19 protein-coding genes and 2 pseudogenes are annotated in these 25101 nt (G+C 70.1%); 7 read left to right on the top strand and 14 right to left on the bottom strand.

What is annotated here, in order from left to right; genetic code table 11:
* Positions 1-82 precede the first annotated feature (82 nt).
* Both ACFRMN_RS21960 and ACFRMN_RS21955 read right to left on the bottom strand, forming a co-directional pair.
* Complete coding sequence (locus ACFRMN_RS21960) at positions 83-1834, bottom strand: ThuA domain-containing protein (RefSeq protein WP_383022116.1); 1752 nt, start codon at positions 1832-1834, stop codon at positions 83-85.
* A gap of 590 nt (positions 1835-2424) precedes the next feature.
* A complete protein-coding gene (locus ACFRMN_RS21955) occupies positions 2425-2820 on the bottom strand; it encodes a hypothetical protein (RefSeq protein WP_383022118.1) in 396 nt (131 codons plus the stop codon).
* Between the two features lie 559 nt (positions 2821-3379).
* On the opposite strand from ACFRMN_RS21955, the gene ACFRMN_RS21950 reads away from it, so the two are divergent.
* The 3 genes and pseudogenes from ACFRMN_RS21950 to ACFRMN_RS21940 all read left to right on the top strand — a co-directional run.
* Entirely contained in the window at positions 3380-4372 is a 993-nt protein-coding gene (locus ACFRMN_RS21950; protein ID WP_383022087.1) for a WD40 repeat domain-containing protein, read from the top strand.
* A 177-nt stretch (positions 4373-4549) separates the two neighbouring features.
* Complete coding sequence (locus tag ACFRMN_RS21945) at positions 4550-4774, top strand: hypothetical protein (RefSeq protein WP_383022085.1); 225 nt, start codon at positions 4550-4552, stop codon at positions 4772-4774.
* A 72-nt stretch (positions 4775-4846) separates the two neighbouring features.
* Positions 4847-5191, top strand: a pseudogene (locus tag ACFRMN_RS21940) (ATP-binding cassette domain-containing protein); the annotation flags it as partial.
* Between the two features lie 283 nt (positions 5192-5474).
* On the opposite strand, the gene ACFRMN_RS21935 reads toward ACFRMN_RS21940, so the two are convergent.
* Complete coding sequence (locus tag ACFRMN_RS21935; RefSeq protein ID WP_383022084.1) at positions 5475-6614, bottom strand: glycosyltransferase; 1140 nt, start codon at positions 6612-6614, stop codon at positions 5475-5477.
* A 368-nt stretch (positions 6615-6982) separates the two neighbouring features.
* Positions 6983-7405 carry a VOC family protein gene (locus tag ACFRMN_RS21930; protein ID WP_383022082.1) on the bottom strand — a complete coding sequence of 141 codons (423 nt, stop codon included), beginning with the start codon at positions 7403-7405 and terminating at the stop codon, positions 6983-6985.
* Positions 7406-7565: 160 nt separating this feature from the next.
* Here ACFRMN_RS21930 and ACFRMN_RS21925 point away from each other — a divergent pair, with 160 nt between their 5' ends.
* The gene (locus ACFRMN_RS21925; RefSeq protein ID WP_383022081.1) at positions 7566-8567 is read left to right on the top strand and encodes a helix-turn-helix transcriptional regulator; all 1002 of its coding nucleotides are present in this window, start codon (positions 7566-7568) and stop codon (positions 8565-8567) included.
* 561 nt (positions 8568-9128) lie between these two features.
* The gene (locus ACFRMN_RS21920; RefSeq protein ID WP_383022079.1) at positions 9129-9668 is read left to right on the top strand and encodes a hypothetical protein; all 540 of its coding nucleotides are present in this window, start codon (positions 9129-9131) and stop codon (positions 9666-9668) included.
* A gap of 77 nt (positions 9669-9745) precedes the next feature.
* Here the strand turns inward: ACFRMN_RS21920 and ACFRMN_RS21915 are convergent.
* From ACFRMN_RS21915 to ACFRMN_RS21880, 8 genes and pseudogenes are all read right to left on the bottom strand, one after another.
* A pseudogene (locus ACFRMN_RS21915) lies at positions 9746-9853 on the bottom strand (IS5/IS1182 family transposase); the annotation flags it as partial.
* 37 nt (positions 9854-9890) lie between these two features.
* Positions 9891-11414, bottom strand: a complete 1524-nt coding sequence (locus tag ACFRMN_RS21910) for an aldehyde dehydrogenase family protein (protein WP_383022078.1) — start codon at positions 11412-11414, stop codon at positions 9891-9893.
* A 127-nt stretch (positions 11415-11541) separates the two neighbouring features.
* Complete coding sequence (locus ACFRMN_RS21905; protein WP_383022076.1) at positions 11542-13110, bottom strand: GMC family oxidoreductase; 1569 nt, start codon at positions 13108-13110, stop codon at positions 11542-11544.
* Positions 13111-13138: 28 nt separating this feature from the next.
* Entirely contained in the window at positions 13139-14761 is a 1623-nt protein-coding gene (locus ACFRMN_RS21900) for an APC family permease (RefSeq protein WP_383022074.1), read from the bottom strand.
* Positions 14749-16218: an aldehyde dehydrogenase family protein gene (locus ACFRMN_RS21895; RefSeq protein ID WP_383022073.1), complete on the bottom strand. Its 1470-nt coding sequence runs from the start codon at positions 16216-16218 to the stop codon at positions 14749-14751. The genes ACFRMN_RS21900 and ACFRMN_RS21895 overlap by 13 nt, the downstream gene beginning before the upstream one ends.
* A 200-nt stretch (positions 16219-16418) precedes the next feature.
* Positions 16419-17672 carry a GAF domain-containing protein gene (locus tag ACFRMN_RS21890; protein WP_383022071.1) on the bottom strand — a complete coding sequence of 418 codons (1254 nt, stop codon included), beginning with the start codon at positions 17670-17672 and terminating at the stop codon, positions 16419-16421.
* 119 nt (positions 17673-17791) lie between these two features.
* Positions 17792-19159: an SWF or SNF family helicase gene (locus ACFRMN_RS21885; protein ID WP_383022069.1), complete on the bottom strand. Its 1368-nt coding sequence runs from the start codon at positions 19157-19159 to the stop codon at positions 17792-17794.
* On the bottom strand, positions 19156-22116 hold the full coding sequence (locus ACFRMN_RS21880) for a DEAD/DEAH box helicase (RefSeq protein ID WP_383022068.1): 2961 nt from the start codon (positions 22114-22116) through the stop codon (positions 19156-19158). Before ACFRMN_RS21880 ends, ACFRMN_RS21885 begins: the two co-directional genes overlap by 4 nt.
* Positions 22117-22396: 280 nt before the next feature.
* On the opposite strand from ACFRMN_RS21880, the gene ACFRMN_RS21875 reads away from it, so the two are divergent.
* Both ACFRMN_RS21875 and ACFRMN_RS21870 read left to right on the top strand, forming a co-directional pair.
* Complete coding sequence (locus ACFRMN_RS21875; protein WP_383022066.1) at positions 22397-23473, top strand: fatty acid desaturase family protein; 1077 nt, start codon at positions 22397-22399, stop codon at positions 23471-23473.
* Positions 23474-23541: 68 nt separating this feature from the next.
* A complete protein-coding gene (locus ACFRMN_RS21870) occupies positions 23542-23724 on the top strand; it encodes a hypothetical protein (protein WP_383022064.1) in 183 nt (60 codons plus the stop codon).
* 91 nt (positions 23725-23815) lie between these two features.
* On the opposite strand, the gene ACFRMN_RS21865 is transcribed toward ACFRMN_RS21870, so the two are convergent.
* Positions 23816-24646: a hypothetical protein gene (locus ACFRMN_RS21865; protein WP_383022062.1), complete on the bottom strand. Its 831-nt coding sequence runs from the start codon at positions 24644-24646 to the stop codon at positions 23816-23818.
* Between the two features lie 128 nt (positions 24647-24774).
* Positions 24775-25038: a hypothetical protein gene (locus ACFRMN_RS21860; RefSeq protein WP_383022115.1), complete on the bottom strand. Its 264-nt coding sequence runs from the start codon at positions 25036-25038 to the stop codon at positions 24775-24777.
* Positions 25039-25101 lie beyond the last annotated feature (63 nt).

The raw sequence follows: 25101 nt of genomic DNA, 5'->3' as shown, positions 1-25101 counted from the left end.
GGGGGCGCCCGAGGGCCCGGGGCGCGACAGGTGTGCTGTCACGCCCCGGGTCGTCCGGGCGGGTCGATCGAGTGGTGACTGGTCACTGACCGGTGCCGTACACGGCCAGGTCCCACAGGGAGTAGCCGTACTGCGTCGCGCGTGTGGTGCCCTGGACCCGTACGTACCGCCCGGTGCCGCTCACGGCGATCTCGTCGAGACCCCCGTTGCCCGCCGTGACCGTACTGACGGTGCGCCAGGTGACGTTGTCCGTGGACGTCTGGACCGTGTACGCCGTGGCGTGCGCGGTCTCCCAGTTGAGCCGGACCCGCTGGAGCGCATGGACGCCGCCGAGGTCGACGGTGATCGACTGCGGGTCGGAGTGCGCACTGCCCCAGCGGGTGGCGGAGTCGCCGTCCACCGCGTTGGCACCCACGTGCGTGCTGCCGGGCTCGACGCTGGTGACCGTGACGGGCTTGCCCCGCGCCAGATCGGTGGCCGGCGCGCCGTCCTGCTTGATGCGGACGTCGCGGTAGTTGATGTCCAGGCCCGCGCCGTCGTTCTGCAGGCCTATGTGACCGAGGGCGATGTCACGGTTGCTGGTGTAGTCGTTGATCTTGACGCCGTTGAGCCGGATCTCGACGTGCCTGCCGTGCACCGCGATCTCGTAACTGTTCCAGGACCCGGGCGGGTTGAGCGCCGCCGCCCGCGCCGCCGTGTCGGGAGCCCGGAAGCTGTAGACGCTCCCGGTGGTACGGGTCGGGTCGCCGTCGGACGCGTCGATCTGGATCTCGTGGCCGAGGTCGACCGGCTTCCAGGGGTCGCCCTGCGGGTCGGGGAAGCCGATGAAGACGCCGCCGTTGTCGTCGCCCGGCATCATCCAGTCGGCCTTGAGCGAGTAGTTGGCGAAAGGGGTCACCGGATACCAGAGCAGGCCCATGCCACCGACCGAGGAGAGCGTGCCGTCGGCGAGGCTGAAACTGCCCGCACCCGCCTGCCGCCACGTGTCGAGGCTGGCCTGGCTGCCGTCGAACAGCGGCGTGTAGCCGGTCTCCGGACGGCAGTCGGCGGCCTTGGCGCGCGCCGCGGTCTGGATGCCGCCGAGGAGCATGGTGGTGAAGGCGGGGTCCGCGTACGACTCCTCGGTGTGGCCGAGCCCGGTGTACCAGGACCGTCCGCCCCGGTAGTCCTGGCACCAGGTGATCGGATGATCGCCCATGGTGCCTCCGGAGTACGACGTCTCGTCCAGACTGGCGAGCACCTTCACCGCCGAGCGCGGATTGGCGCGGTAGTTGTACCACTCGTCGGTGCGGGTCCAGCGCTGCGGCAGATGCGAGGTGGAGACGGACGCCCGGTCCTCGACCTTGACGGTGGCCGGCTGGGTGGCGGGGTGTGAGGCGAAGTACGCGCCGACGAGCCCGCCGTACCAGGGCCAGTCGTACTCGGTGTCGGCCGCGGCGTGCACGCCGACGTAACCACCGCCGTTCGCGACATACGACTCGAAGGCGGTCTGCTGCGCGGGGTTCAGCACGTCGCCGGTGGTGGAGAGCCAGATCACCGCCTGGTACTGCGCCAGGTTGGCGGCGGTGAACGCACCCGCGTCCTCCGTGGCGGTGACGGTGAACCAGTTGGCCGCGCCGAGCTTTTGGACGGCGGCGATTCCGGCCGGGATGGCCGAGTGCCGGAATCCGGCGGTCTTGGAGAAGACCAGGACCTTGGTGAGGGGCGCGGCAGCATCGGCCGGGGCGGCGGGCTGGGCCTGGGCACCGGTCCGGGTTCGGGCCACGGCCGGGTCGGCGGTCGAGGCGGGCGCCGCCCCGGCGGGTGGGGCCCCCGGTGCGGCGACGAGCGACATGGCCGCCACAACGAGCGCGATCAGGGCACGGGACACAGTGCGCACTATCCGGTCCTCTCTCGGGGCGCGCGAGGGCGCTGGCTGAGCGAAGCGGTGATTTGCGACGAGGCGGCGTCGTCAGGCGTAGTGAACATCGGAGGTCTAGGAGGGTCAAGGGTCGGCGCTGAACTATCCGAAGATTAGTTTTTCTCCATGACAAAATGTCCCCCTTGGCCTCTCCTCTGGCGAAGACAGTCCTCAACAGCAATGCGGGGAACGGGAATCGGCCATCGCGATTGATCGGATCTTCACGCCGTCATGAGTCACGGCCGAACGGGACGGAACATGCGCCCCGTTCAGCCGAGGTAGAGGACCGCACGGACGCCGAACTCGTCGCTCATGTCCTCGCCCCCGGGGCCGTTGACGAATTCGGCCAGGCCGGGGTGCCGATGGCCTTGCTCGCGACCCGGTGGGTGGTCCACCAGTGGTCGAAGTCCGGGTCCTCGGTGCGGAGGTCGGCGATGAGTTCGGCGAGTCGCGCCCATCCCCTTGGAACAGGCGGGTGAAGACGGCCACGTTGGGCTTTCCGTCACGGCCCACGTAGCCGAGGGTCAGGTCGTACGACTCGACTTCGCGGTCCACGGCGGCTGTGGTGCGCACGGTCTGTTCGGCGCCGGTCGCGATGACGGCGGCGGTGGTGCCCACACCAGGAGCGGTGAGATCCGGTTTGAGGACTCCGGCGCCATCGCCGGTATCGACTGGGCCGTCGCCCAGGGTGCCGCGGTCGAGGCGACATGGGTGCCATGTCCGACCCGGTCCTTGGTGTCCGGGGACGAGGTGAAGTTCTTCGCCGGGGTGCCCCGGGCGAGCAGCCGCTCGGCGTCGGCCACGTGACCGACACATTCGTGGATGGGGAAACCGATCCGCCCCGCGCGCGGATCGGCGGTGCTGCCCCACTTGGGCAGGTCGCTGCCGCAGGGTGCTGCGGCGCTCAGGCGAACCGTCACCTGCCCGCCTACCGGATCGGGTTGGCGGGGCGACGGGGATACTCTCGAACGCTCGGGGGCTCGCAGAAGAACGGCAGACACGACAGCCGGTTCACGCCAAGACGGCGCTGGTGATCGGCAATGAACTGGAAGCGGGTCACCAGCGCGTCTCCCCGGCGAAATACCGGGCCGCCTTGCGGAGGATGTCGCGTTCTTCCTCCAGCTCGCGGATCGCGGGTGCGGACGAAGGGCAGGGGAAGGCCGGGCTCGAAGGGGGCGTTGACGCGGTGGTGGGTCCTGGCAGTGCCGATGTGGTCCAGCAAGCTCTCCTTGAAGTAGCCGGCCCGCTGTCTTGGACGGCTGACGTTAATGTCCAGTACTCCAGCCGTAGTTCGCTGTCAGCGCTGGTCAGGGGCTGCTCTTCTAGCGCAGCCCCTGACCGTTCGTCATATGACGGCAGTTCGTAACCAGCGGTGTGGCGGGTGAACCCCAACGTTTCGCGGTGGCTTGGTGGCGTCTCCTGTAGCGGGCATCTCTGGGTGTCATTCGGACTGTCGGACGCGCCGAGTATCCTGCCCGGGTGTCTGACGAACGTTTGATTCTGAGTAGTGCGGCGCCTGACAAGCACCGGATCAACGGCCTTGCTGTGGTCGACGTGGACGGGGCGTCTTTGGTGGTGTGCACCGGCTTATGCGCGCTGTGGAGCTGGGCCCCGTTGCAGGACGAGTGGCAGGAGAGGCCGTTGGCGTACGCCTTCGCCGAGGACCCACTAGCTACCGAGTACCCGGATGCCAAGAACGATATCGACTCGGTTGCCGTGGCGGTTTCCGACGGGCGCGTGGTAGTGGCCGCCGGCGGCGATGAACAGGGAGCGGCCATCTGGGACCTGGACAGCGGCGAGTTGCTCCGCGGGACGACCTACGCCGAGCCCTACGTCTCGTCCATCGCCGCGGTGAAAGGCGAGGGACCGCCACTGTTCGTGGCAAGTAGTGGGGTCCACTGGGACGGAGTCCGGGTGTGGGGGCTGTCCGGTGAGGAGTCTCCGATGGAGCTGGACGCCGGCTCCATCTGGGGTCTCGCCACCGTAAGCATCGACGGCCGCTCGCTGGTCGTCGGGGGCGGGGAGGAAGGGGTAGAGGTGTGGGATGCGGCAAATGGCGAGCAGGTCGCATCGTTCTATATGGACGACGAGGAGAGGGCATACGCCGTCGCATTGTCCCAGCTCGACGGTCGTCCGGTCGTCGTCGCGGGCACGGACTGCGGAAAGGTGTACGTATTCGACCTGTCCGGGGACGAAGACGACGATCCGATCCGCGAACCGTCCACCGTTCATGAGGGCTGCATCAATGCCTTGGATGTCGCCATGGTCGGCGACCGTGCGGTCGCGGTGACCGGCGGTGAGGACGGGACCGTGCGGATCTGGGACCTTGCCGGCGGTCGGCAAGTCGGGCCGCCGCTGACCGGCCACAATGGGGGCGTTGAAGCTGTGGTGGTCACCACGATGCAGGATCGCGCGGTCGCCGTGACCGCCGGTCGTGACGGAGTCGTACGGATCTGGGACGTGACCCTCTGACAAGGCGCCTGACGAGCCGACGGACCAGCCAACACCGTGAGCGCCGAGCGTGGGCGTGCTCTTGCCGGGTTGGACGGGAGGTCCCTACGCCTCTGGTGTCCCGCGCCGGCTCGTGCCCGACAACCTGAAGACCGGGGTCGACAAGCCCGACCTCTGCCACCCGAAGATCAACAAGGCGTGTGCCGAACTCGCCACCCGCTACGGGGCGTTGGTGGATTCGGCCCGCGCGCTTCGACCGAAGGACAAGCCCAGGGCCGAGCGGCCCGTGCCCTCTATCTGGTCGCGGGCGGCATCACCTGGCGGGCGATGCCCTCGGACTTCCCCGTGTGGGACCGTGTCCACGCGTTCGGGCAGCGCCGACGCGACAAGGGCTGGATCCAGGAACCGCACGTCTCGGCCTGAAGGACCTCCACCCGCTGCCGGGCAGCACGCTCCCGCTCCTCCAACAGCCCCATCACCGACGGCACCCGGCCCCGCCCCGCAGTCGAGGCACTGGAACTCACCGGCCTGACACACCGAGCGGACGTCATGGTGCAGAATCTCTCCGGCGGCGAGAAACGCCGCCTCAGCCTGGCCACCGCGACCCTGACACAGCCCGAGATCCTGTTCCCCGACGAACCAACTGCCGGCATGGGTGCCGAAGGACGCCACGCCACGTGGCAGCTCATCAAGAACCTGCGTGAACAAGGCACGACCATCCTGCTCACAACCCACTACCTCGAAGAAGCAGAATCCCTCGCCGACCACCTGGCGATCACGCACCAGGGGAAAATCGCAGCCTCGGGTACCGTCTCCGACATCGTCTCAGAACACCCCTCACCCCTCTGCCCTGTCGTTCGGCCTGAGCCAGGGACACGCAGTGCACGACCTCCCCGTCGACGGCGCGGGCCCAGGACGGAAAAGGACGGATCGTCATCACCACGCGGAACCCCCAGAAGGATGCCGCTGATGACCGCGATGGCGGCCACCACCGCAGCCCTGTGCCGCGCCGGCGAGTCCGTAACGATCGCCACCCTCCCCGCGATCCTCATCCTGCCGCTGATCTCAGGTGAAGCGATCCATGTGGTCATTGCTGACCACGGCTGATGACTGCGGCTGCCCGCTACGGATTCGTGATCTCCGCGATCACTGTGGCTGCCGGGGGAAGCTTGGCGATATCGGCTGCGATTTGCTCGGCGCGGTGGCGGTACGTGCCCTGTCCGAGCACTGCCGCCACGGCCGGAGAAATCCCTGCTGCCGAGTCGACCGTGATCGAGGCCCCTGATGCGGCGGCGCGGGCGGCGTTGATGGGCTGGTCGGCACCTTGGGGCCAGAGCACCATCGGGAGACCGTGCGCGAGGGTGCCGACAACTGTGCCGACACCTCCGGCGCCCACCACGAGATCGACCTTTTCGAGCAACTGGTCCAGTGGAACAAAAGGCACGTACCGCACATTCGTTGAGTCGGCTCGGGCTGTCCGGCTCGCGGTGGGATGCCTCAGGGACGAGCCAAGCGTGGCGATCACGTTGACCCCGGTCTCCGCGACCGCCGCCACTGCCGCGGAAAGGGTGTCCGGGTCGGAGAAAATCGTCCCCAACGTGACGAGCGCCGTCGGCTTGTCGCGCTCACTGAAGTCGGGCAGGTCGAGCGCGACGTCCTTCGACCGGCGGTGGGCCTGGGGCCGGACAGCCCGCACCGGGGTGACGGGGGACCAGTCCGGGTCCTGCAGTTGCTGCGGACACGGGTCGATGTAGCTTGAGGCGGCGACCGGGCGAAGGTGCAGCCGGTCGTACCGGGCCGAGGCCACGCGCTCGATCTCATCGGTGATCACAGCGGGCAGCGACGGGCCGATGCCGGCTTTGTGCCATACGGCGCCGAGCCGAGCGGCAACGAGCGGACCGACCGCGTCGAACGGCTCGGCGACAACCAGGTCCGGAGCCCATTCGGTGGCCTGCCCGATGCTCTCCTCGACAGCGAGGTCGACACGGGCGCCGCCGAAGATCTCACCGATGGTCGAGGGTGTTGGATGGAATACGTCGGCACCGGTGCGGCGGCCCGCTTCCTCGGAGAACACGTCCGGCATCACGCCCGCGGCGAGGAACTCCACCTCCGGAGGAAGTTCCTCGCCGACCGCGGCCCGGAACTCCGCACTCGACAGCAGCCCCACGGTATGGCCGGCACTGACCGCCGCCTGCATGAGCGGGACCAAGGGCAGTATGTGACCAAAGGCAGGGGTTGCGCTGAACAACAGTTTCATGGTCATCCTCTGAGTTTTCTGAACTGATTTTGGTGACTGTGGAACATGTGTGCCGGGCAGGACGATGAGCCCCGCCCGGGACGGCGACCTCGTCCACGTCGATGCCGGCCAGTTCGCGCCGGTAGGTTCCTAGCACTCGTCGGCGCGGCATGGTGTCGCGGCGGGCTCGCCAGGACAGAGGGGCAACTGTTCCGACACGGATCTGTCGCTGCGCTTGAGCAGGTGCTGGCGGGCGAAGGTGGCGCGCTTGAGGGCACGGGCGTCGACGCAGGTCCGTGTGGGTGAGGGAGGGAGATATGTAGGAGACGTCCAGCGGGCCGATGTCGGTGCCGGGCGGGACGATCGCGTCGACCTCGGTTGGTTGGTTGGTTGGTTCAGCCGTTGTACGGAGCGGTGACGTCCAGGACCCAGGTGACGCCGAAGCGGTCGGTGAGCATGCCGTACAGCGGCGCCCACTGCGCGGGCTCCAGTGGACTCACGATGGTCGAGCCCTCGGCGAGCTTGCTCCACAGGGCGCTGATCTCCTCGGCTTCGTCTCCACGCACGGAGACGAAGAACGGGTTCTCGCCCTGGTTCCAGGGCAGTTGCGAGGGCACGTCGTAGGCCATGACGTGGAAGCCGTTGTCGCCGGCCACCTCGCCCCACATCACCCAGTCCGCCTCGCTCTCGTTCCGTACGGCGCCCGCGTCCTTGTAGGTGACCACGACCGTACGTCCGCCGAAGACGGACTGGTAGAAGTCCAGCGCCTCACGTGCGGTGCCCCGGAAGTTCAGGTGAGTGGTGGTCGTGACGGACATGACCTGCTCCTTGCCTCGGTGTGACGAATGTGTGCCGTCGGCCGTCGATGCCGAGCGGCGGCTGCCGTGACCAGGGGGCATGCCTCCCGAACGGCTCGTATGCCACGATGGCGGAGGTAGAGGACAGGTTGTGTCCGGTACTCCAGGAAGTATGGGTGTCATGCATAAAACATCCGCCCGGCTGCTCGCGCTGCTCTCGCTCCTCCAAACGCCCCGTGACTGGTCCGGCGATGATCTCGCCGAGCGTCTCGGCATCACCTCGCGCACGGTGCGCCGCGACATCGAGCGCCTGCGCGAACTCGACTACCCGATCACGACCGTCAAAGGACCGGCCGGCGGCTACCGCCTGGAGGCCGGCACTCACCTGCCGCCCATGCTGTTCGACGACGAGCAGGCCGTCGCCCTGGCCGTCGCGTTGCAGACCGCGGCCGCCGGCACCACCGTCGCCGAAGACGCTTCCCGCGCGCTGGCCACCCTCCGCCAGGTCATGCCGCCCCGCCTGCGCCACCGCATCGACCTGCTGCACATCACCGCGGTCCAACCACCCGCGGCGGCCGGCGACACACCCCAGGTCGACGCTCAGGTCCTGATGGACCTGAGCCGCGCCATCCACGCCCGCGAGGAACTGCGCTTCGACTACGTCCCGGGGCCAAGCACCTCGACCGATGACGCCCGCCGCGTACAACCCCACCACCTGGTCACCTGGCGTCATCGCTGGTACCTGGTGGCCTGGGACCTCCACCGCGAGGACTGGCGTACCTTCCGCGTCGACCGCATCCGGCCCCGCACACCCACCGGCCCCCGCTTCGCCCCGCGCGACCTCCCCGGCGGCACCGTCACCACCTTCGTCACCAGCCGATTCCGTGGCAACGACGGCACCACCACCGACTGGCCCTGCCAAGGCGAAGTCATCCTCCACCTCCCGGCCGCCGATGTCGCGCCCTTCGCCCAGGACGGAATCGTCGTGGAACTCGGTCCCCACCACTGCCGGCTCATCCTCGGCTCCTGGTCATGGACCGGACTCGCCGCCGCCATCGGCCGCTTCGACACCGATATCGAGGTCATCGGCCCGCCCCAACTGGCCACCGCATTCGGCGACCTCGCCGCCCGCTACGCCCACGCCGCCCGCACCACAAAACCAGAGAACGTCCCGACGCGGTGAGAACGGAACGCCGCCGCCTGCCCGGTGGCGTCCGGCACGCACGCTCGCGGCGTTGTCGGGACCGCTTGCCACCCTCCCCGTCGTTCCCCGGACCAGGCTGCCCCCAGCTTCACCAGACCGCTGCGACGGCCCGGCGGTGCCGGCCTTTCACCTCCACTCGATTACGTGGTACTTCGTGGCGCACTCCATTGCCATCCAACAGAGGCGTTTGACAACTGACCCAGTCGCCCTGTGGAGGCTGATCCGGTGAACACCGCCGTTCGAGATCAATGCGTCGGGCTGCTGCTCGGGCTGGATGTACCTCGTAATACTGTGCACAGCATGTTGATTCATCCGGTCATGGGAGACTTGACCGACCGGGACTCCGTCAGTGTCCTCACGCTGCGGCACTTCGTCCCTGGGGCCGGGACCCCGCATGCGCCGATTGAAATGCGTCCCCTGATCAATGGCCTCGACCTGCTGGAGGAGATCCATCCAGAGGGGTGCGCAAGTAGCGTCCGGGAGTGGTCCGGACCTGCTGAGGGCTGGCCGTTGGCAGCCTCGGAGGAACCCCGTCAGGTGATGTTGTCCGAGCCGGAGTGCGGTGCCGGCTGCTGCGGCGCGGTCTGTGCCACCGTGCACCGTACGGGCGGCCTAGTGATCTGGTCGCACTGGGAGAACACCGGCGCCGGCGGGATCGTTCTCCCTGAAGTCCGCTTCGACAGTGACCGGTACGACGCCGAACTGGCCCGGGGAGCGGCCGATCACAGCTGGGAACAACCGGTGGACACCGTGGCCCGACTGTTGGAGCAGACCCTCCAGGACAGCGGCGGGTTCCAGCACTGGAACTGTGCTCTGACTGGCGTTTGGGTCCGGCGTGACCGCCTCGGCCAGGTCAATGTGCACTTCAGGTTCCCCCGGCAGCTTGACGAGGACACCCCCTGGCTGGCATTCGAACTGCTGCTGCCCGTCAGTCAGGATCACAACGCGCCGGCCGAGGAGCAGGCGGGGCAGCTCGCGACAAGTGTCCTTGCCGTTGACCCCCGGCCCCTCGCAGAGGTCCGCGGGGGCTCGGGGGAACTGGCCCTGCGACTCGGATACGAATGGTGTCCCAGCAGCTGAGTGTGGAACCCGGCTTGCCCCGGTCCACGGGCGACGGGCCTGTAAGAGGCCGCGCGGATAGGTGGGGCGGCGTCGCGTGCCGACAGCGTCTCATCGGGAGTGCCCTGCCTACCGCCGCCCTGCGGCCGGACTTTCGACGCGGGAGTCAACGGCTCAGCGATCTCCCACAAGCCGTCCGGAACAATCCAACTCCACGCCTGGTCAGGCGCCCTTCTCTGGCGGCTAGAAGAAGCCCAGCTTCTTCGGCGAGTACGACACCAGGAGGTTTTTCGTCTGCTGATAGTGGTCCAGCATCATCCGGTGGTTCTCGCGGCCGATCCCCGACTGCTTGTAGCCGCCGAACGCGGCGTGTGCCGGGTAGGCGTGGTAGCAGTTCGTCCAGACCCTGCCCGCCTGGATCGAACGGCCCGCTCGGTAGGCGGTGTTCATGTCCCGTGTCCAGACGCCCGCGCCCAGGCCGTACAGCGTGTCGTTCGCGGTTTTCATCGCGTCGTCGAAGTCGCTGAAGGACGTCACCGCGAGGACCGGGCCGAAGATTTCCTCCTGGAAGATCCGCATACGGTTGTGGCCCTCGAAGATCGTGGGCTGTACGTAGTAGCCGCCGGCCAGTTCGCCGTCGTAGTCGATCCGCTGACCGCCCGTCAGAACCTTGGCACCCTCCTGCCGGCCGATGTCCAGATACGAGAGGATCTTCTCCAGCTGGTCGTTGGACGCCTGCGCGCCGACCATCGTGTCGGTGTCCAGCGGGTGGCCCGGCACGATCGCTTCCGTGCGTGCCACGCCCGCCTCCAGGAACTCGCTGTAGTGGCCGTCCTGGATCAGCGCGCGTGACGGACAGGTGCACACCTCGCCCTGGTTGAGGGCGAACATCGTGAAGCCTTCGAGTGCCTTGTCACGGAAGTCGTCATCGGCGGCCCAGACGTCGTCGAAGAAGAGGTTCGGGCTCTTGCCGCCGAGTTCCAGGGTGACGGGCTTGATGTTCTCGGAGGCGTACTGCATGATCAGCCGCCCCGTCGTGGTCTCGCCGGTGAACGCGACCTTCGCCACGCGCGGGCTGGACGCCAGCGGCTTGCCCGCCTCGACGCCGAAGCCGTTGACGATATTGACGACGCCCGGCGGCAGCAGATCGGCGATCAGACTCATCCAGAGATGGATGGAGGCCGGGGTCTGCTCCGCGGGCTTGAGCACGACGGCGTTCCCGGCGGCCAGCGCGGGCGCCAGCTTCCACGTCGCCATCAGGATCGGGAAGTTCCACGGGATGATCTGGGCCACCACACCGAGCGGTTCATGGAAGTGGTACGCGACGGTGTCGTCGTCCAGCTCGCTGAGCGTGCCCTCCTGGGCGCGCAGCGCCCCCGCGAAGTAGCGGAAGTGGTCGATGGCGAGCGGGATGTCGGCCGCCAGGGTCTCCCGGACCGGCTTGCCGTTCTCCCAGCTCTCCGCGACCGCCAGCTCCTCCAGATGCTCCTCCATCCGGTGGGCGATCCGGTTGAGGACATTGGCACGGTCCGACGCCGAAGTCCTCGCCCAGCCGGGGGCCGCGCCGTGCGCCGCGTCCAGGGCGCGTTCGACATCGTCGGCCGTGCCACGGGCGATCTCGGTGAAGGGGCGGCCATTGACCGGGCTGGGGTTCTCGAAGTACTGGCCACGGGCCGGCGGTACGTACTCCCCGCCGATCCAGTGGTCGTAGCGGGACTTGTACGAGACGATCGCGCCCTCGCTGCCGGGCGCTGCGTAACGGGTCATCTCAGTGGCCTCCCGGATTCCGCGCCGCCCGCCGTTGGACGGCGCCCAGGCCCGACCCTATGGAGCGGGACGTTGCGACGACGTTGCACCGCCGCCGTGGTCGTCCATGCGGGCCCGCGGACCCGGCTCACTCCGCCTCCGCCTTGATCATGTCCGCGCACTTCTCGCCGATCATCATCGTGGTGATACAGGGATTGACCGTGGGCAGGAACGGCATCACGGACGCGTCGGCCACCCGCAACCCGGTGACGCCCTTGACCCGCAGCCGCGGATCGAGCGGCGAGTCGACCTCGCCCGGCGCCCCCATCCGTACCGTCCCCGCCGGGTGGTAGACGGTGTTGTGGGTCTCGCGGATGTACGAGAACAGCTCCTCGTCGGAGCGTGCCGCCGGGCCCGGCGCCAGCTCGGTCCCGGTCCACGGAGCCATCGGCGCCTGGGCGGTGATCTCCCGGGCCAGCCGCAGCCCGTAGGTCATCACCCGGATGTCGTGCTCGTGCGTGAAGTAGCGAGGGTCCACCGCCGGCTTGTCCCGGAAGTCACGGGTACGCAGCCGGACCGTCCCCATGGACCGGGCCCTGGTGACATTCGGGGTGAGACAGAAGGCGTTGTCGGTGGTCGGATAGCCGCGCCGGTAGGTGTTCAGGTCGAACGGCACCGAGCCGTAGTGGAACATCACATCGGGCCGGTCCAGGCCCGGTTCGGTGTCGGCGAAGATCCCGATCTCCCACCACTGGGTGGACGAGGTGACCATCGGCCGCTTCGCCTCCCACATGATCACGCCCTCGGGATGGTCCTGGAGACGCGAGCCGACCCCGGGGGAGTCCACCCGTACATCCACCCCGACGTCCCGCAGCCACCCGGCGGGACCGATGCCCGACAGCATCAGCAGCTTCGGCGAGTCGATGGCACCGCAGCTGACGATCACCTCGCGCCCGGCCGCGACCGCGCCGCTGTGAATCGTGTCGGGTTCCAGATACTCGACCCCCGTACAGCGCCGCGCCTCGTCGAACAGCAGCCGCTTGGCCTGGCGGCCGGTGCGGATCTCCAGATTCGGCCGCTTGCCCAGGACGGGATGCAGATACGCCACCGAGGCGGAGGAACGGACGCCGTCCTCACGCGCGTTGATCTGGAACCAGTGCGCCCCGCGTACCACCGTGGAGCCGGTGTTGAACGGGGTGACGGGGATACCGGCGGCGGCGCACGCCTCCAAAAGCGCCACGCCGCACGGATCGTTCGGCGGTACGGTCCGGATCGTCACCGGCCCCGAGCGCCCGTGGTGGTCGCCGGGCGCGTCATTGGTCTCCAGCCGCCGGTAGAGCGGGAAGCACTCCGCCGCGCTCCACCCCGTACAGCCCAGCGCGCCCCACTCGTCCAGGTCCTCGGCCGGTGCCCAGAAGGCGATACAGGAGTTGTGGGACGAGCAGCCGCCAAGCACCTTGGCGCGGGCCTGCCGCAGGAAGTCGTTGCCGTTCTCCTGCGGCTCGATGGGGTAGTCCCAGTCGTAGCCGGACTCCAGCAGCGCCATCCACCGGTCGAGTCTGAGGACACTCTCGTCGCCGACGTCCGAGGGACCGGCCTCCACCACGCAGACGGTGACCTCCGGGTCCTCGGTCAGCCGCGCGGCGACGACGGCGCCGGCGGTTCCACCGCCGACCACCACATAGTCGAACTCACGCACAGAGTGTTCCGCGGACATCGCTGCTCCAGGTCCAGGTCAGAGGTGTTCAGGGGGTCGTGGTGGGCGGCTCGGGCTCCTCGGCCGGGGACCGGTGCGCTTCGAGCGTGCCGGTGCGGGTGCGCTGGAAGAACCAGTAGTAGGTGAAGCCGCCGACGGCGACGATGCCGACGAAGAGGAATGCGCCCCAGCGCAGATACCAGTGGTACGGCGGCGCCGCGTTGTACACCTCGTGGCGTGGCCAGGCCAGATTGAGTGACATGGCCGCGCCCCACAGCACGGCGAGGACATTGACCGGCAGCCCCAGCCCGCCCAGCGAGAAGTGGCCCTCAGCGGGTGTCCAGGTGCCGCGCAGTCGGCGGACCAGCATGGGGAAGGTGACCATCAGATAGGCCACATAGATCATGATGATCGCGATGCTGGTGAGCACCGAGAAGATCTGCGGCTGGTCGATGTTGATCACCAGGACGCAGATGGCGACGAGCCCGATGAAGACGGCGGGCACCACCGGCGTCCCGAACCGCGGGCTCACCCGGGCGATCAGCGAGGACGCGGGCAGACAGTTGTCACGCGCCATCGCGAACGCCAGCCGGATACCGGCCGCGTGCACCGCGAGCGCGCACACGGTGATGGCGACGACCACACACCACAACACGATCTGGCCGACGACCGAGCCGAGCGTGGAGAGCACCACGTACTGGAGTCCGTCCACTGAGAGCGCCTTGTTGTGCAGATCGGGCACGGCGAGCAGCGCGAACAGTAGGATGAGTCCGCCGATGAGGAAAGAGGCGATGAGGGCCCGCAGGATCGCGCGCGGCGCGTTGCGCCTGGGGTTGTGTGATTCCTCGCCCAGCGAGGATGCCGTATCGAACCCGTACATCACATAGGCGGAGGCGAGCGACGCGGTCAGAAAGGGCCCCACGTAGCCGAGCGGCTGACCGGCGCCGAAGCCGCTGGTCGTGACGATCGCGCCGGGGCCGCGGGTGATGTGCGCGGCCAGCAGCCCGATCAGTACGATCGCGGCGATCAGCTCGACCATCACCCCGGCGGAGTTGATGGTGGCCATCAGCTTGACGCCGAAGGCGTTGACCAGGGTGGTGAAGACGATCAGTACCGTGCCGAGCAGGACGGCGTTCTTCGCCGCGTCCGTCTCCCCACCGCCGTTTCCGACGACCTGGAAGAAGCTGGAGATCTGGGGCAGCGTGATCTGGTAGGCGAGGGCGACCGCCGCGAGGGAGACCATGGTGGCCGTCACCATCATCCAGCCGCCCAGCCAGCCGATATGCGGTCCGCCGAGCTTCTTGGACCAGTTGTAGATCGAACCGGCGACCGGGTAGCTGGCGGCCAGCTCGCAGAAGCAGAGGGCCACCATCAGCTGCCCGAGGAACACCATCGGCCATGACCACCAGTACCCGGGCCCGGCGAACTTGACGCCGAAGTAGAAGAGCTGGAAGGTGCCGGTCAGGATCGAGATGTAGCTGATCCCGGCGGCGAAGGTATGGAAGTTTCCGAGGGTGCGCTTGAGTTCGGGCTTGTATCCGAACGCCTTGAGGGAATCGTCGTCGTCCTGGCTCTGGATGTCCTGGGCGCTACGGGTATCGGGTGCGGGCTGATCGGGTGCGGGCTCCGGACCCGACGGTGCGTGGCCGGGGCTCGGGGTCACTCGAACCATCCCAGGGGCCGCGGTGAGAGATTGCGCCACACATGCTTCGCCTCCTGGTACTCGGCCAGTCCGGCGGGACCCAGCTCCCGGCCGAAACCGGACTGCTTCATCCCGCCCCACTCCGCCTGGGGCACATACGGCTGGAAGTCATTGATCCATACGGTGCCGGCGCGCAGCCGCGAGGCCACCCGGTGCGCACGGCCCACGTCCTGCGACCAGACAGCCCCCGTGAGCCCGTAGATCGTGTCATTGGCGAGCGCGAGCGCCTCCGTCTCGTCGCGGAACCGCTCGACCGTGAGGACCGGTCCGAACGACTCGTCGCGCACCACGGACATTCCCGGGGTGCACTCGTCCAGCACGGTCGGCAGATAGTAGAAGCCATCACGCAGCGCCGGATCGTCGGGCCGCGCGCCCCCGCAGCGCAGCACGGCGCCCTCGGCCAGCCCCGCCGCCACATACGCCTCGACCTTGGCGCGGTGCGCGGCGGAGATCAGCGGCCCGGTCCGGGCGTTCTCGTCGAACGGTCCGCCCAGCGGGATCACGCGCGCCCGGGCCACCACGTCCTCGACGAACGCGTCGTGCAGCTCTTCCTGGACGAGGAGCCGCGCCCCGGCCGAACAGACCTGTCCCGAATGCAGGAACACCGCGGTGAGCGCGTAGTCGACGGCCGCCTCGTAATCGGCGTCGGCGAAGACGATATTGGGGTTCTTGCCGCCCAGCTCCAGCGCGATCTTCTTCACGGTCGGTGCCGCGGCGGCCATGATGCGCCGGCCGGTGACCAGACCGCCGGTGAACGACACCATGTCGACCCGCGGGTCCTCGCTGAGCGGCGCGCCCGCGGTCGGTCCCGCGCCCAGGACGAGATTGGCGACCCCGGCGGGCAGCCCGGCCTCGGTCAGCAGACTCATCAGCATGATGGCGGTGTGCGGGGTCAGTTCGCTGGGCTTGAGGACGAAGGTGTTGCCCGCGCCGAGCGCGGGGGCGACCTTCCAGGCGGTCTGGAGCAGTGGATAGTTCCACGGGGTGATCAGCGCGCACACACCGACCGGCTCATGCACCACCCGGCTGTCCACGCCGGGATCGCCGGTGTCGACGATCCTGTCGGTGCCGCCGGCCGCCGTCAGATTGCCGAAGTAGCGGAAGCAGTTGGCGATGTCGGCCATGTCGTACTCGCTCTCGACGAGCCGCTTCCCGGTGTCCAGGGACTCGGCTCTGGCGAGTGCCGCCCTGTCGCGCTCCAGCAGATCCGCGACGCGCAGCAGCAGTGCGCCGCGCTCGGCGGCCGGGGTGGAGGGCCAGGGACCGCTGTCGAAGGCGTCACGGGCCGCACCAATCGCCGCGGCGGCGTCCTTCGGTCCGGCCTCGTCGACGGTCGCGACCAGTGTGCCGTCGGCGGGGCAGCGGATCTCGCGCGTCTGCCCGCTGACGGCGACGGTCCACCTACCACCGATGAACAGCTCCGGCATGAAGGCTCCTCCGGTTCCGATCGGGGTACCCGGCGGAGTGCGGCCCGTCGCACGGGCCAGGCGCCGTGGTGCTCTGTGAACCGACAGTAGGGAGGGAGGAGCGGGTTCGCAGCGCGGGAGACGCCGAGCGGGGGCGGCCGGAAGCGCGATTCGTCGTGTGTACGCGTGTGTACGTTCGCATGCGCGGTCGGGGCAGGCCGTCACCTCCGCTGCCACGCGTCGAGTTCCCGTACCCGCGCGAGTGCGGCCGGCCGCTGCTGTACGGGGAGTACGGAGGCGAGCGCCCGCCACACCGGCAGGTCCTCCTCGCCCCAGGGGCTGTACGCCCAGTCGGTCAGCAGCCCCGGGTCGCCGCGGGCGATCAGCGCGGCCCGCAGCTGGTCCGCGAGACGCCGGCGCAGCCGTACCACCGAGGGCGCCCGCGAGGCGGGCAGCAGCGGCCCGGCGTAGGCGCTCATCGCGGAGGTCACGGCGCCGGAGGCCAGCCGCCGGGTCACCGCGTCGAAGTCCGACTCGACGGGAGCGGCCAGCCGGTAGGGCCGTGAACGCAGCAGCCCGGGGCCGAGCAGTCCGCGCAGCCGGGAGAGCTCCGCGCGCAGTGTGACCGGGGTGACCGACTCGTCCTCGTACAAGTCGACAAGCAGCTCGTCCCCCGCCACGCCCTCGGGACGGCGCGCGAGCAGCGTCAGGATCTCGCTGTGCCGGGGGCTCAGCCGCAGCTTGCGGCCGGCGGCCACCAGCAGCGCCTCGTCCCGTCCCAGCGCCGTCAGCCGTACGGCCCCGGCGTCGGGCGCCGGCGCGAGCAGTGCGAGCTGCGACTCGGCGGCCCGCGCGACCGCGCCCACGAAGGCCAGACTGTGCGGGTGGGCCAGCCGGTCACCACCGGTGATGTCCACGGCGCCCAGCAGCCGTCCGCTGAACGGATCGTGGACGGGCGCGGCCGCGCAGGTCCACGGGTGCACGGGCCGCTGGAAGTGCTCGGCGGCGAAGACCTGCACGGGCCGGTCCACGGCGATCGCGGTGCCGGGCGCGTTCGTTCCGGTGACGGCCTCCGACCAGCGGGCGCCCGGCACGAAGTTCATCCGGCCCGCCAGCAGCCGGGTCGCCCGGTGTCCCTCGACCCAGAGCAGTCTGCCGTGCGTGTCGCACACCGCCATCAGATGCCGGCCGTCCATCGCGTACGCGCCCATCAGCTCACGGAAGAGCGGCATCACCCGGGCCAGCGGATGGGCGTCGCGGTACGCGGCGAGCTCGTCGTCGGACAGCTCCACGCGCGCCATGCCCTCCGGGCTTACATGGGCGCGGGCGGACCGCCGCCAGGAGGCCGCCACCACCGGCCGCACCGGATGCTCGACCCGCCCCGCGGTCGCGTACGACTCGTACGCGCGGCGCAGCGCCCCTCGGCGCTTCACCGGGTCGGCGCCCGCTTCCAGAGCCACCCAGGTATCGGTCAACACGGCCTCCCCGGTCGGACATCACCGGACGTGACCATCGTCGCCCCGGTTGCCCGGCCCGGCAAGCGTCCCGCCGGGCGACCGGACCGTACGGATCACCTCACTCCTCGGCGGGAGCGTCATTCCTCGGCAGGAGCGTCCTCGGCGAGCGCGTCCGCCAGAGCCGCCGCGGGATCGGGGCCGCCCGGACCCGCGGGAGCCCACCGACCCCGCTCCTTGCGGTACGGCCACCAGCGCCCGTCGCGGCCGTACCGCAGCTGGACCGGCGCCTCGGCCACCGTCCAGCGCCCGCCGCCGCCCGCCCGCAGTCGCGGCCGGTCCCCGTCTTCCCAGGCCGCGTCGAGCGCCGCCGCGGCCCGTGCGAGGGCCTCGGGCTCCGGGGCCCAGGTGTCCTCCAGTACGGAGAGGGCCGCCGCGCCGCCGTACCGCCAGGCGCGTACCGCGAGGTCCAGCTCGGCCGGCCGGCGGCCGGAGCCCGAGGCGAGCCGCGCCACCAGCCGCTGGTCGGACGCCGTGGCGGCCAGCCGTACCGCGTCCTGTCCGGGCGTCAGCTCAGGCTCCTCCGGCTGCTGTTCATGGCCGGGCAGCAGTGCTTCCGACAGCAGCCGCAGCGCCCGCGCCGCCGCGTCGGCGGCAAGGAACTCCAGGGCGTCCGCGTCGACCCCGGCCGGCGGCGCGCCCTCCGTGTCGAGGGCCGGAGGCTGCCCCGGCTCCGAAGGCAGCGGCGGGGGAGCGGGCAGCGCGGGCAGGAGGCCGCGCGCCGCGAAAGCGGCCACGGCCGGTACGCCCGCCTCCTCGCCGCTCCGGGCGCCGCCGTCGCCCGTACCGTCCCTCGGCTCCTCTCGCGTACGGGCGGCACGCGCGACACTGCGCACCTGAAGCTCGTCGAGCAGCCGGCGCTCGCTCCTGCCGCGCATCAGCAGCAGGACGAACGGATCCTGGTCGAGCAGCCTGGCCATCTGATAGCAGAGCGCGGCGGAGTGCGGGCAGTGGTCCCAGGCCTCACAGCCGCACTCCGGCTCCAGATCGCCTATACCGGGGAGCAGTTCGACCCCCGCGCTCGCGGCGTCCTCCACCAGATGCGGCGGCATCTCCCGGTCGAGCAGCGCCGCGATATGGCCCGCCCGGTCGACCGCCATGTCCAGGAAGCGGTCCCACTCCTCCTCGGTCAGCTGCTGCAACAGCACATCGCTGCGCTGGGCGGTGCCGTCCCGGTCCCGGACGACCGCGGTGATCCGTCCTGGCCGTACGGACACCGCGCCGACCGCGCCCTCGCGGGCCTGTCTGCGCCCCCTCTTCAACTGCTGGCCGTCGAGGGCGGTGTCCTCCAGCGCCTTCAGCCAGGCCCGGCCCCACCAGGTCTGTGCGAAGGCCCGGCCCTGGGCGGGCGCCAGGGCGGCGAAGGTGCGCACCGCACCGTCCGGCGAGCCGTCCACCGAGCCGTCCATCGAACCGTCCTCGGAACCGCCGTCATACATATCGCTCATCGGGCGTTCCCCCGCAGCTCCACCAGATCCGCCAGCTCGGCGTCGGTCAGTTCGGTCAGGGCCGCCTCGCCGGAGCCCAGTACGGCGTCGGCCAGCCCCTGCTTACGTGCCAGCATCTCGGCGATCCGGTCCTCGATCGTGCCTTCGGTGATCATCCGGTGCACCTGTACGGGCCTGAGCTGCCCGATGCGGTACGCGCGGTCCGTCGCCTGCGCCTCGACAGCGGGGTTCCACCAGCGGTCGAAGTGCACGACATGCTCGGCGCGGGTCAGATTGAGCCCGGTGCCCGCCGCCTTCAACGACAGCAGGAAGACCGGCACCTCACCGTTCTGGAAGCGGTCCACCATCGCCTCGCGCTCGGGGACCGGCGTACCGCCGTGCAGAAACTGGGTCGGCACGCCACGCGCCGCCAGATGCCGCTCCAGCAGCCGCGCCATCTGTACGTACTGGGTGAAGACCAGCACGCTCGCGTCCTCCGCGAGGATCGTGTCGAGCAGTTCGTCCAGCAGTTCCAGCTTCCCGGAGCGGTCGGTGAGCCGGGGCCGCTGCTCCTTCAGATACTGCGCCGGGTGATTGCAGATCTGCTTGAGCGCGGTCAGCAGTTTGACGACGAGCCCGCGTCGTTCCATGCCGCCCGCCTCCGCGATCGCGGCGAGGGTCTCCCGTACGACCGCTTCGTACAGCCCGGCCTGCTCCCTGGTGAGGGAGACGGCGCGGTCGGTCTCGGTCTTGGGCGGCAGTTCGGGCGCGATCCCCGGATCGGACTTCCGGCGGCGCAGCAGGAACGGGCGGACCAGCGCGGCCAGGCGCTCGGCCGCCGCCGGGTCGTTACCACTCTCGACGGACTCCGCGTAGCGGGTACGGAACGTGCCGAGGCGGCCGAGGAGTCCGGGGGTCGTCCAGTCGAGGATCGCCCACAGCTCGGAGAGGTTGTTCTCCACGGGGGTGCCGGTGAGAGCGACCCGGGCCCTGGCTCCGATGGTGCGCAGTTGTCGGGCCGTGGCGGAGTACGGGTTCTTGACGTGCTGCGCCTCGTCGGCCACGACCATGCCCCAGTCCGTCCCGCCGAGTCTCGACGCGTCCAGCCGCATGGTGCCGTAGGTGGTGAGGACGAACTCGCCGTCTCCCAGCCCCTCCAGACCGCGCGAGACACCGTGGAAGCGACGCACCGGTGTGCCGGGTCCGAACCGTTCGATCTCGCGCTGCCAGTTGCCCATCAGGGAGGACGGGCAGACGACGAGGGTCGGGCCGGCCGCCGACGGGTCGGTCTGCCGGTGCAGATGGAGCGCGATGAGGGTGATGGTCTTGCCGAGCCCCATGTCGTCGGCGAGACAGCCGCCGAGTCCGAGCGATGTCATCCGGTGCAGCCAGTTGAGCCCGCGGAGTTGGTAGTCGCGGAGCGTCGCGGCGAGCGCGGCCGGCTGTCCGATCTCCTGCTCCGCATGCTCCGGATCGGCGAGCCGGTCGCGCAGAGTGGCGAGCCGGCCCGTCGCCCGTACCTCGACCCGGCGGCCCTCGACCTCGGTGGAGCCGGTCAGTACGGCTTCGAGCGCGTCGACCGGACTGAGCTTGCGGTCCTGGCTCTCGCGGGCGCGCCGGGCCTCCGCCGGGTCGATCAGGACCCACTGGTCACGCAGCCGGACAACGGGACGGCTCGCCTCGGCGAGCCGGTCGAGCTCGGCGCGGGAGAGCCGCTGATCGCCCAGCGCGAAGTGCCAGTTGAAGGCGAGGAGGGCGTCGGCCGACAGGAAGGCCGGCAGATCCGTCTCCGGCCGGGGAGATCCGCCGGTGTTCGCCGCGTCTGCCGTGCCTGCCGCGTCCGGTGTGTCGGGGTCAGCCCCTTCGTCCGCGGGGCCGATGACCGCGCGGGCCGTCAGCGTGCGCGCCAGCTCCCTGGGCCAGTGCACCTGGACGCCGGTCGCGGCGAGCGCGCCGGCCGCCTCGCCCAGCAGTTCGGTGACCTCCTCGTCCGCGAGCTCGATGGCGTCCGGCACGGCGGCCGAGAGCAGCGGGGTGAGCGGCGGCCAGGCGCGGGCGGCGCGGCGCAGCGCGAGCAGGGCGTCCATCCGGGCGCGCGGGCCGAAGGCGGCCGACGCCGAACCCGACCACACGTCGGTGGCGTCCGAGACCGTGGAGGGATCGCTGACACTGTGCATCTGGAGGACGGCGCGGAAGATGGATCCCGGCGTACCCGATGTACCCGCCATGTCCGCCGTGTCCGAGGTATCCGTCAGACCCGGCAGCTCAACGCGCAGCGAGAGCCGCACGCCCGCGTCATGCCCCGCCGCCACAGCCGTGGCCCAGTCACGCAGCTCGGGATAGCGGCGCGGCGGGGCGGCGGCGAAGGCGGGGTCCGCCGTGACGAGCGTGGCGGCCGGCGTGCGCGGCAGCCCGTCGGCGACCGCGTCGAGGAAATCCCTCAACAGCCTCTCGGGCCGGGGGAGAAGCACCGTATCCGCCGGGCCGGCGGCTGGTTCGGCGGCCGGCCCGACAGCGGCGCCGAGCGGTACGGCGTGCGCGCTGGGCGGCATGGAGGCCGCCAGTGCACGGATCCGCTCCAGATCCTCGCCGGTCAGTGGTCCGGCCCGCCACGCGTCGTGATCCGTACCGGTGAGGCCGGGCAACATCCGCCCACGGGCGGCGAGTTGCAGGGCCAGGAGCGCCGCCGCACCCCAGAAGGCCACGGACGGCGACGCGTTCGCCGAGGCGCGCCCCCTGGTCAGCATGGGGAGAGCGGCGGATACGGGAGTCAGCAGCGCCCGGACCGTGAGAAGGTGGCCTTCGGTGTCGACGACAGCCAGTTCCTCCGGGGAGCCCGGTCCGGACGGCGGCTCCGCGCCGGCGGCTCGCCAGAAGGCGATCCGCCCGGCGCGAGCCGGATCCGCGGGGAGAAAGACGGTGGAACAGTTTGCGAGTTCGGCGGTCCGGGAGAGCGATGCCGCGGGAAGCCTGTGCACAGCGAAGACGCATTCCTCAAGTTTGACTAATGCGGGTCGGAGCCGCCGAGGGTACCCCACCGCGAAGCCACGCGGCGACGGCGACGCCGTGACCTGACTCACTCCCGCGACACCCCTGGGTGTAGCCAGCACCACCCCCACACCCCGGACAGCACCCACCTGTTCCGGGTGGTGGCGTCATGGCTGCCCGGTAGCACGTACCCCTACGTTTCAAGGGGGCCGACGCAGTCCGCGCGGCCCTCTCTCAGTACCCACCTCGGCCTACAGACCGGAGACCGACATGCCCCAAGCCGCCGCCATCCCCCTCGCGGAGCCCATACCCGACCCGGCAGTCGGCCGCGCGGGCGGCAGCGACTTCACGCCCCTCCTGCGTACGGTCAGGGAACAGGGTTTCCTGGAGCGCCGGGTCGCCTGGTACGCCCGGGGCATCACCGTCAACTTCCTCTTCCTGGCGGCGATCGTCACCGGAATGGTGCTCCTCGGCCCCTCCTGGTGGACGCTGCTCCTCGCGCCGCCGCTGGCCGTCGTATCCGCGCGCATGGCGTTCGTCGGCCATGACGCGGGACATGCCCAGATCACCTCCGGCCGGGGCAGGGGCCGCCTCATCCAGCTCGTCCACGCCAATCTGATGCTCGGTATGAGCCAGGAGTGGTGGAACGACAAGCACAACCGGCACCACGCCAACCCCAACCACATCGACAAGGACCCGGACGTCGCCGCGGACATCCTCGTCTTCACCCAGCATCAGACCGCGGGCCGCACCGGACTGCGCCGCTGGCTCACCCGGCACCAGGCATGGCTGTTCTTCCCGCTGACCACACTGGAGGGCATCGCCCTCAAGGTGTACGGCTTCCAGGCCGTCTTCTCCCGCGACGACCGGATGCCCGTCCGCCGACGAGTGACCGAGGGAGCGCTGCTCACCGCCCATGTCGTGGCGTACGTGACCCTGCTGCTGACCACGATGACCGTCGGCCAGGCCATCGTCTTCGCCCTGATCAACCAGATGCTCCTCGGTCTCCATCTGGGCATGGCCTTCGCGCCCAACCACAAGGGCATGGAGATGCCCGACCCGGAGAACAGCGAGGGCTGGGGCCATCTCCGCCGTCAGGTCCTGACCTCGCGGAACGTCCGTGGCGGACTCCTCACCGACTGGTTCCTCGGCGGGCTCAACTACCAGATCGAGCACCACCTCTTCCCCAGCATGCCGCGCCCCCATCTGCGCCTCGCCCAGCCGATGGTGCGCGCCCACTGCCTCTCGCTGGGGCTCCCGTACACGGAGACCGGACTGATCGAGTCGTACCGCCAGGCTCTCGGGCATATGCATGAGGTCGGCGAACCGCTGCGCGCGGGCGCATAGTGGAACTGGCGGACGCCCGTGCGCGTTCACTGGGCAGGAAGCGGCCTGGCCGCGAAGGAGGCGTCGAGATGTCGACACGTACGAAGATCGCTGTCGGGGGAGTGGCCGTTGGCCTTCTTCTGATTCCGCTGATCGGTTTCTGGTTCTCACTGCTGGTGGTGCTCGGCGTGCCGGCGGCCGCGTATCTGATGCTGGACCCGTCGCAGCGCCGCAGGCTGCGCAGGATCAGCCGCAAGGAGATCGGCCGCTGACCCGGCCCGGCTGATCGCTCGTGTGCGGGGTCCTTGGCCGGACGGTCCTGGGCCCCGCACACGCACGCGGTTCCCGTCCGAGGGGGCCGGCTCAGGCCGGGCGTACGGCCATGCCGTCGAGCGCCTTCAGCAGTTCCGGCAGTTCCGTGCCCCGGCCGACCGGCAGTACGTCTCCGGGCTCCTCGTCCAGCAGGACGAACGCCATGTCGTCGGTCCTGGCGACGAAGGACCAGCCGGGGCCGTCGGCGCGCAGCGTCCGCGCCTCGCCCGGGGCGAAGCCGGACCGCACCCGGCCGAGCGGCGGCGGTGTGTCCAGGTAGCCGCGCAGTTCCTTCAGCACACGTCGTACGCCCTCATGGGCGGGTGCCGGTGCGCCGTCGCCGTCCGCCGCCGCCGCCCTCTTGTCGTGCAGCTGTTCTCGCCAGGCCGTCCACTGGAGGGCGATTCCGTCCGCGCCGAGGCGGCGCTGCGCCGGACCCCAGGACTCCGTGTCGGGCGGCGCGAGGGGCGGCCGGAGGCCGTCCTCCCCGGAGCCGGGTTCCGGTTCGGGGTCGTGCGGGGCGGGTACGCCGGGTGCGGCGACGGCGAGGGCGACCGGCCAGCCGGGCAGGGCGCACACCACGGTCCGTTCCCCCGGCGACAGGTCGTGCTCCATTCCGCAGTCCCAGGCCGCGATCGCGACGGCGACGAGTGACACGTCGTCCACCACCACTGTCCAGCGGGCGCCGTCGCCGTCCTGCCCCATGACCAGCCCGTATCCCCGGTCGTACGGTTCAAGGCCGAGGGCGGCACACGCTTCCGGGTAGTCGTCGCCGAGTACGGCCGGGAACCGCGCCGGTGTGAGCAGCGCGGCGGTCAGCACGTACAGTGCGTCGTCGTCCACGGAGTCTTCCGTTCCGGTCACCGCGCCTCCCGAACCCATCGGTTGTCGGCGCACCCTAGCCAGTGGGCAACCCGGACGTCGAGAGCGCGGTACGACCAGGCTTTTCCGGCCCTGGCTCCGGCCCCCGGTGCGGGCCCCGGCTCCGCTGTCGGGCCGGGCCGGTGGGGTCAGGCGGCCGGCAGGCCGAGCAGGCCGCGGGCCACGGTCTGCGGCGACTCGTCCCGCTCGCGGGCCAGCGCGATGACCGCCCGGCAGGCGAGTTCGCTGACACCGAAGGACAGGGCCTCCGGTGAGACCCAGTCCGCCGCCTCGTCGATTCGCTGCTGATCGTCCTCCGCGCACGCCGACACGTAGGTGGCGGCGGCCTCGAATATGTTGTGCGGCCGGGCCGGGGGCCGCTCCGCGGCCGGGGCGGCGGCCCGGCCCGACACGTGGCCCGATACGAGGATCCTGCGCAGTCTGTTGAACACGGGGTCCACCTTCCCTGCTGCCTG

This window comes from Streptomyces sp. NPDC056835, from assembly GCF_042789485.1.
Taxonomy (GTDB): domain Bacteria; phylum Actinomycetota; class Actinomycetes; order Streptomycetales; family Streptomycetaceae; genus Streptomyces.
This window is presented reverse-complemented; position numbering and strand designations above follow the sequence as displayed.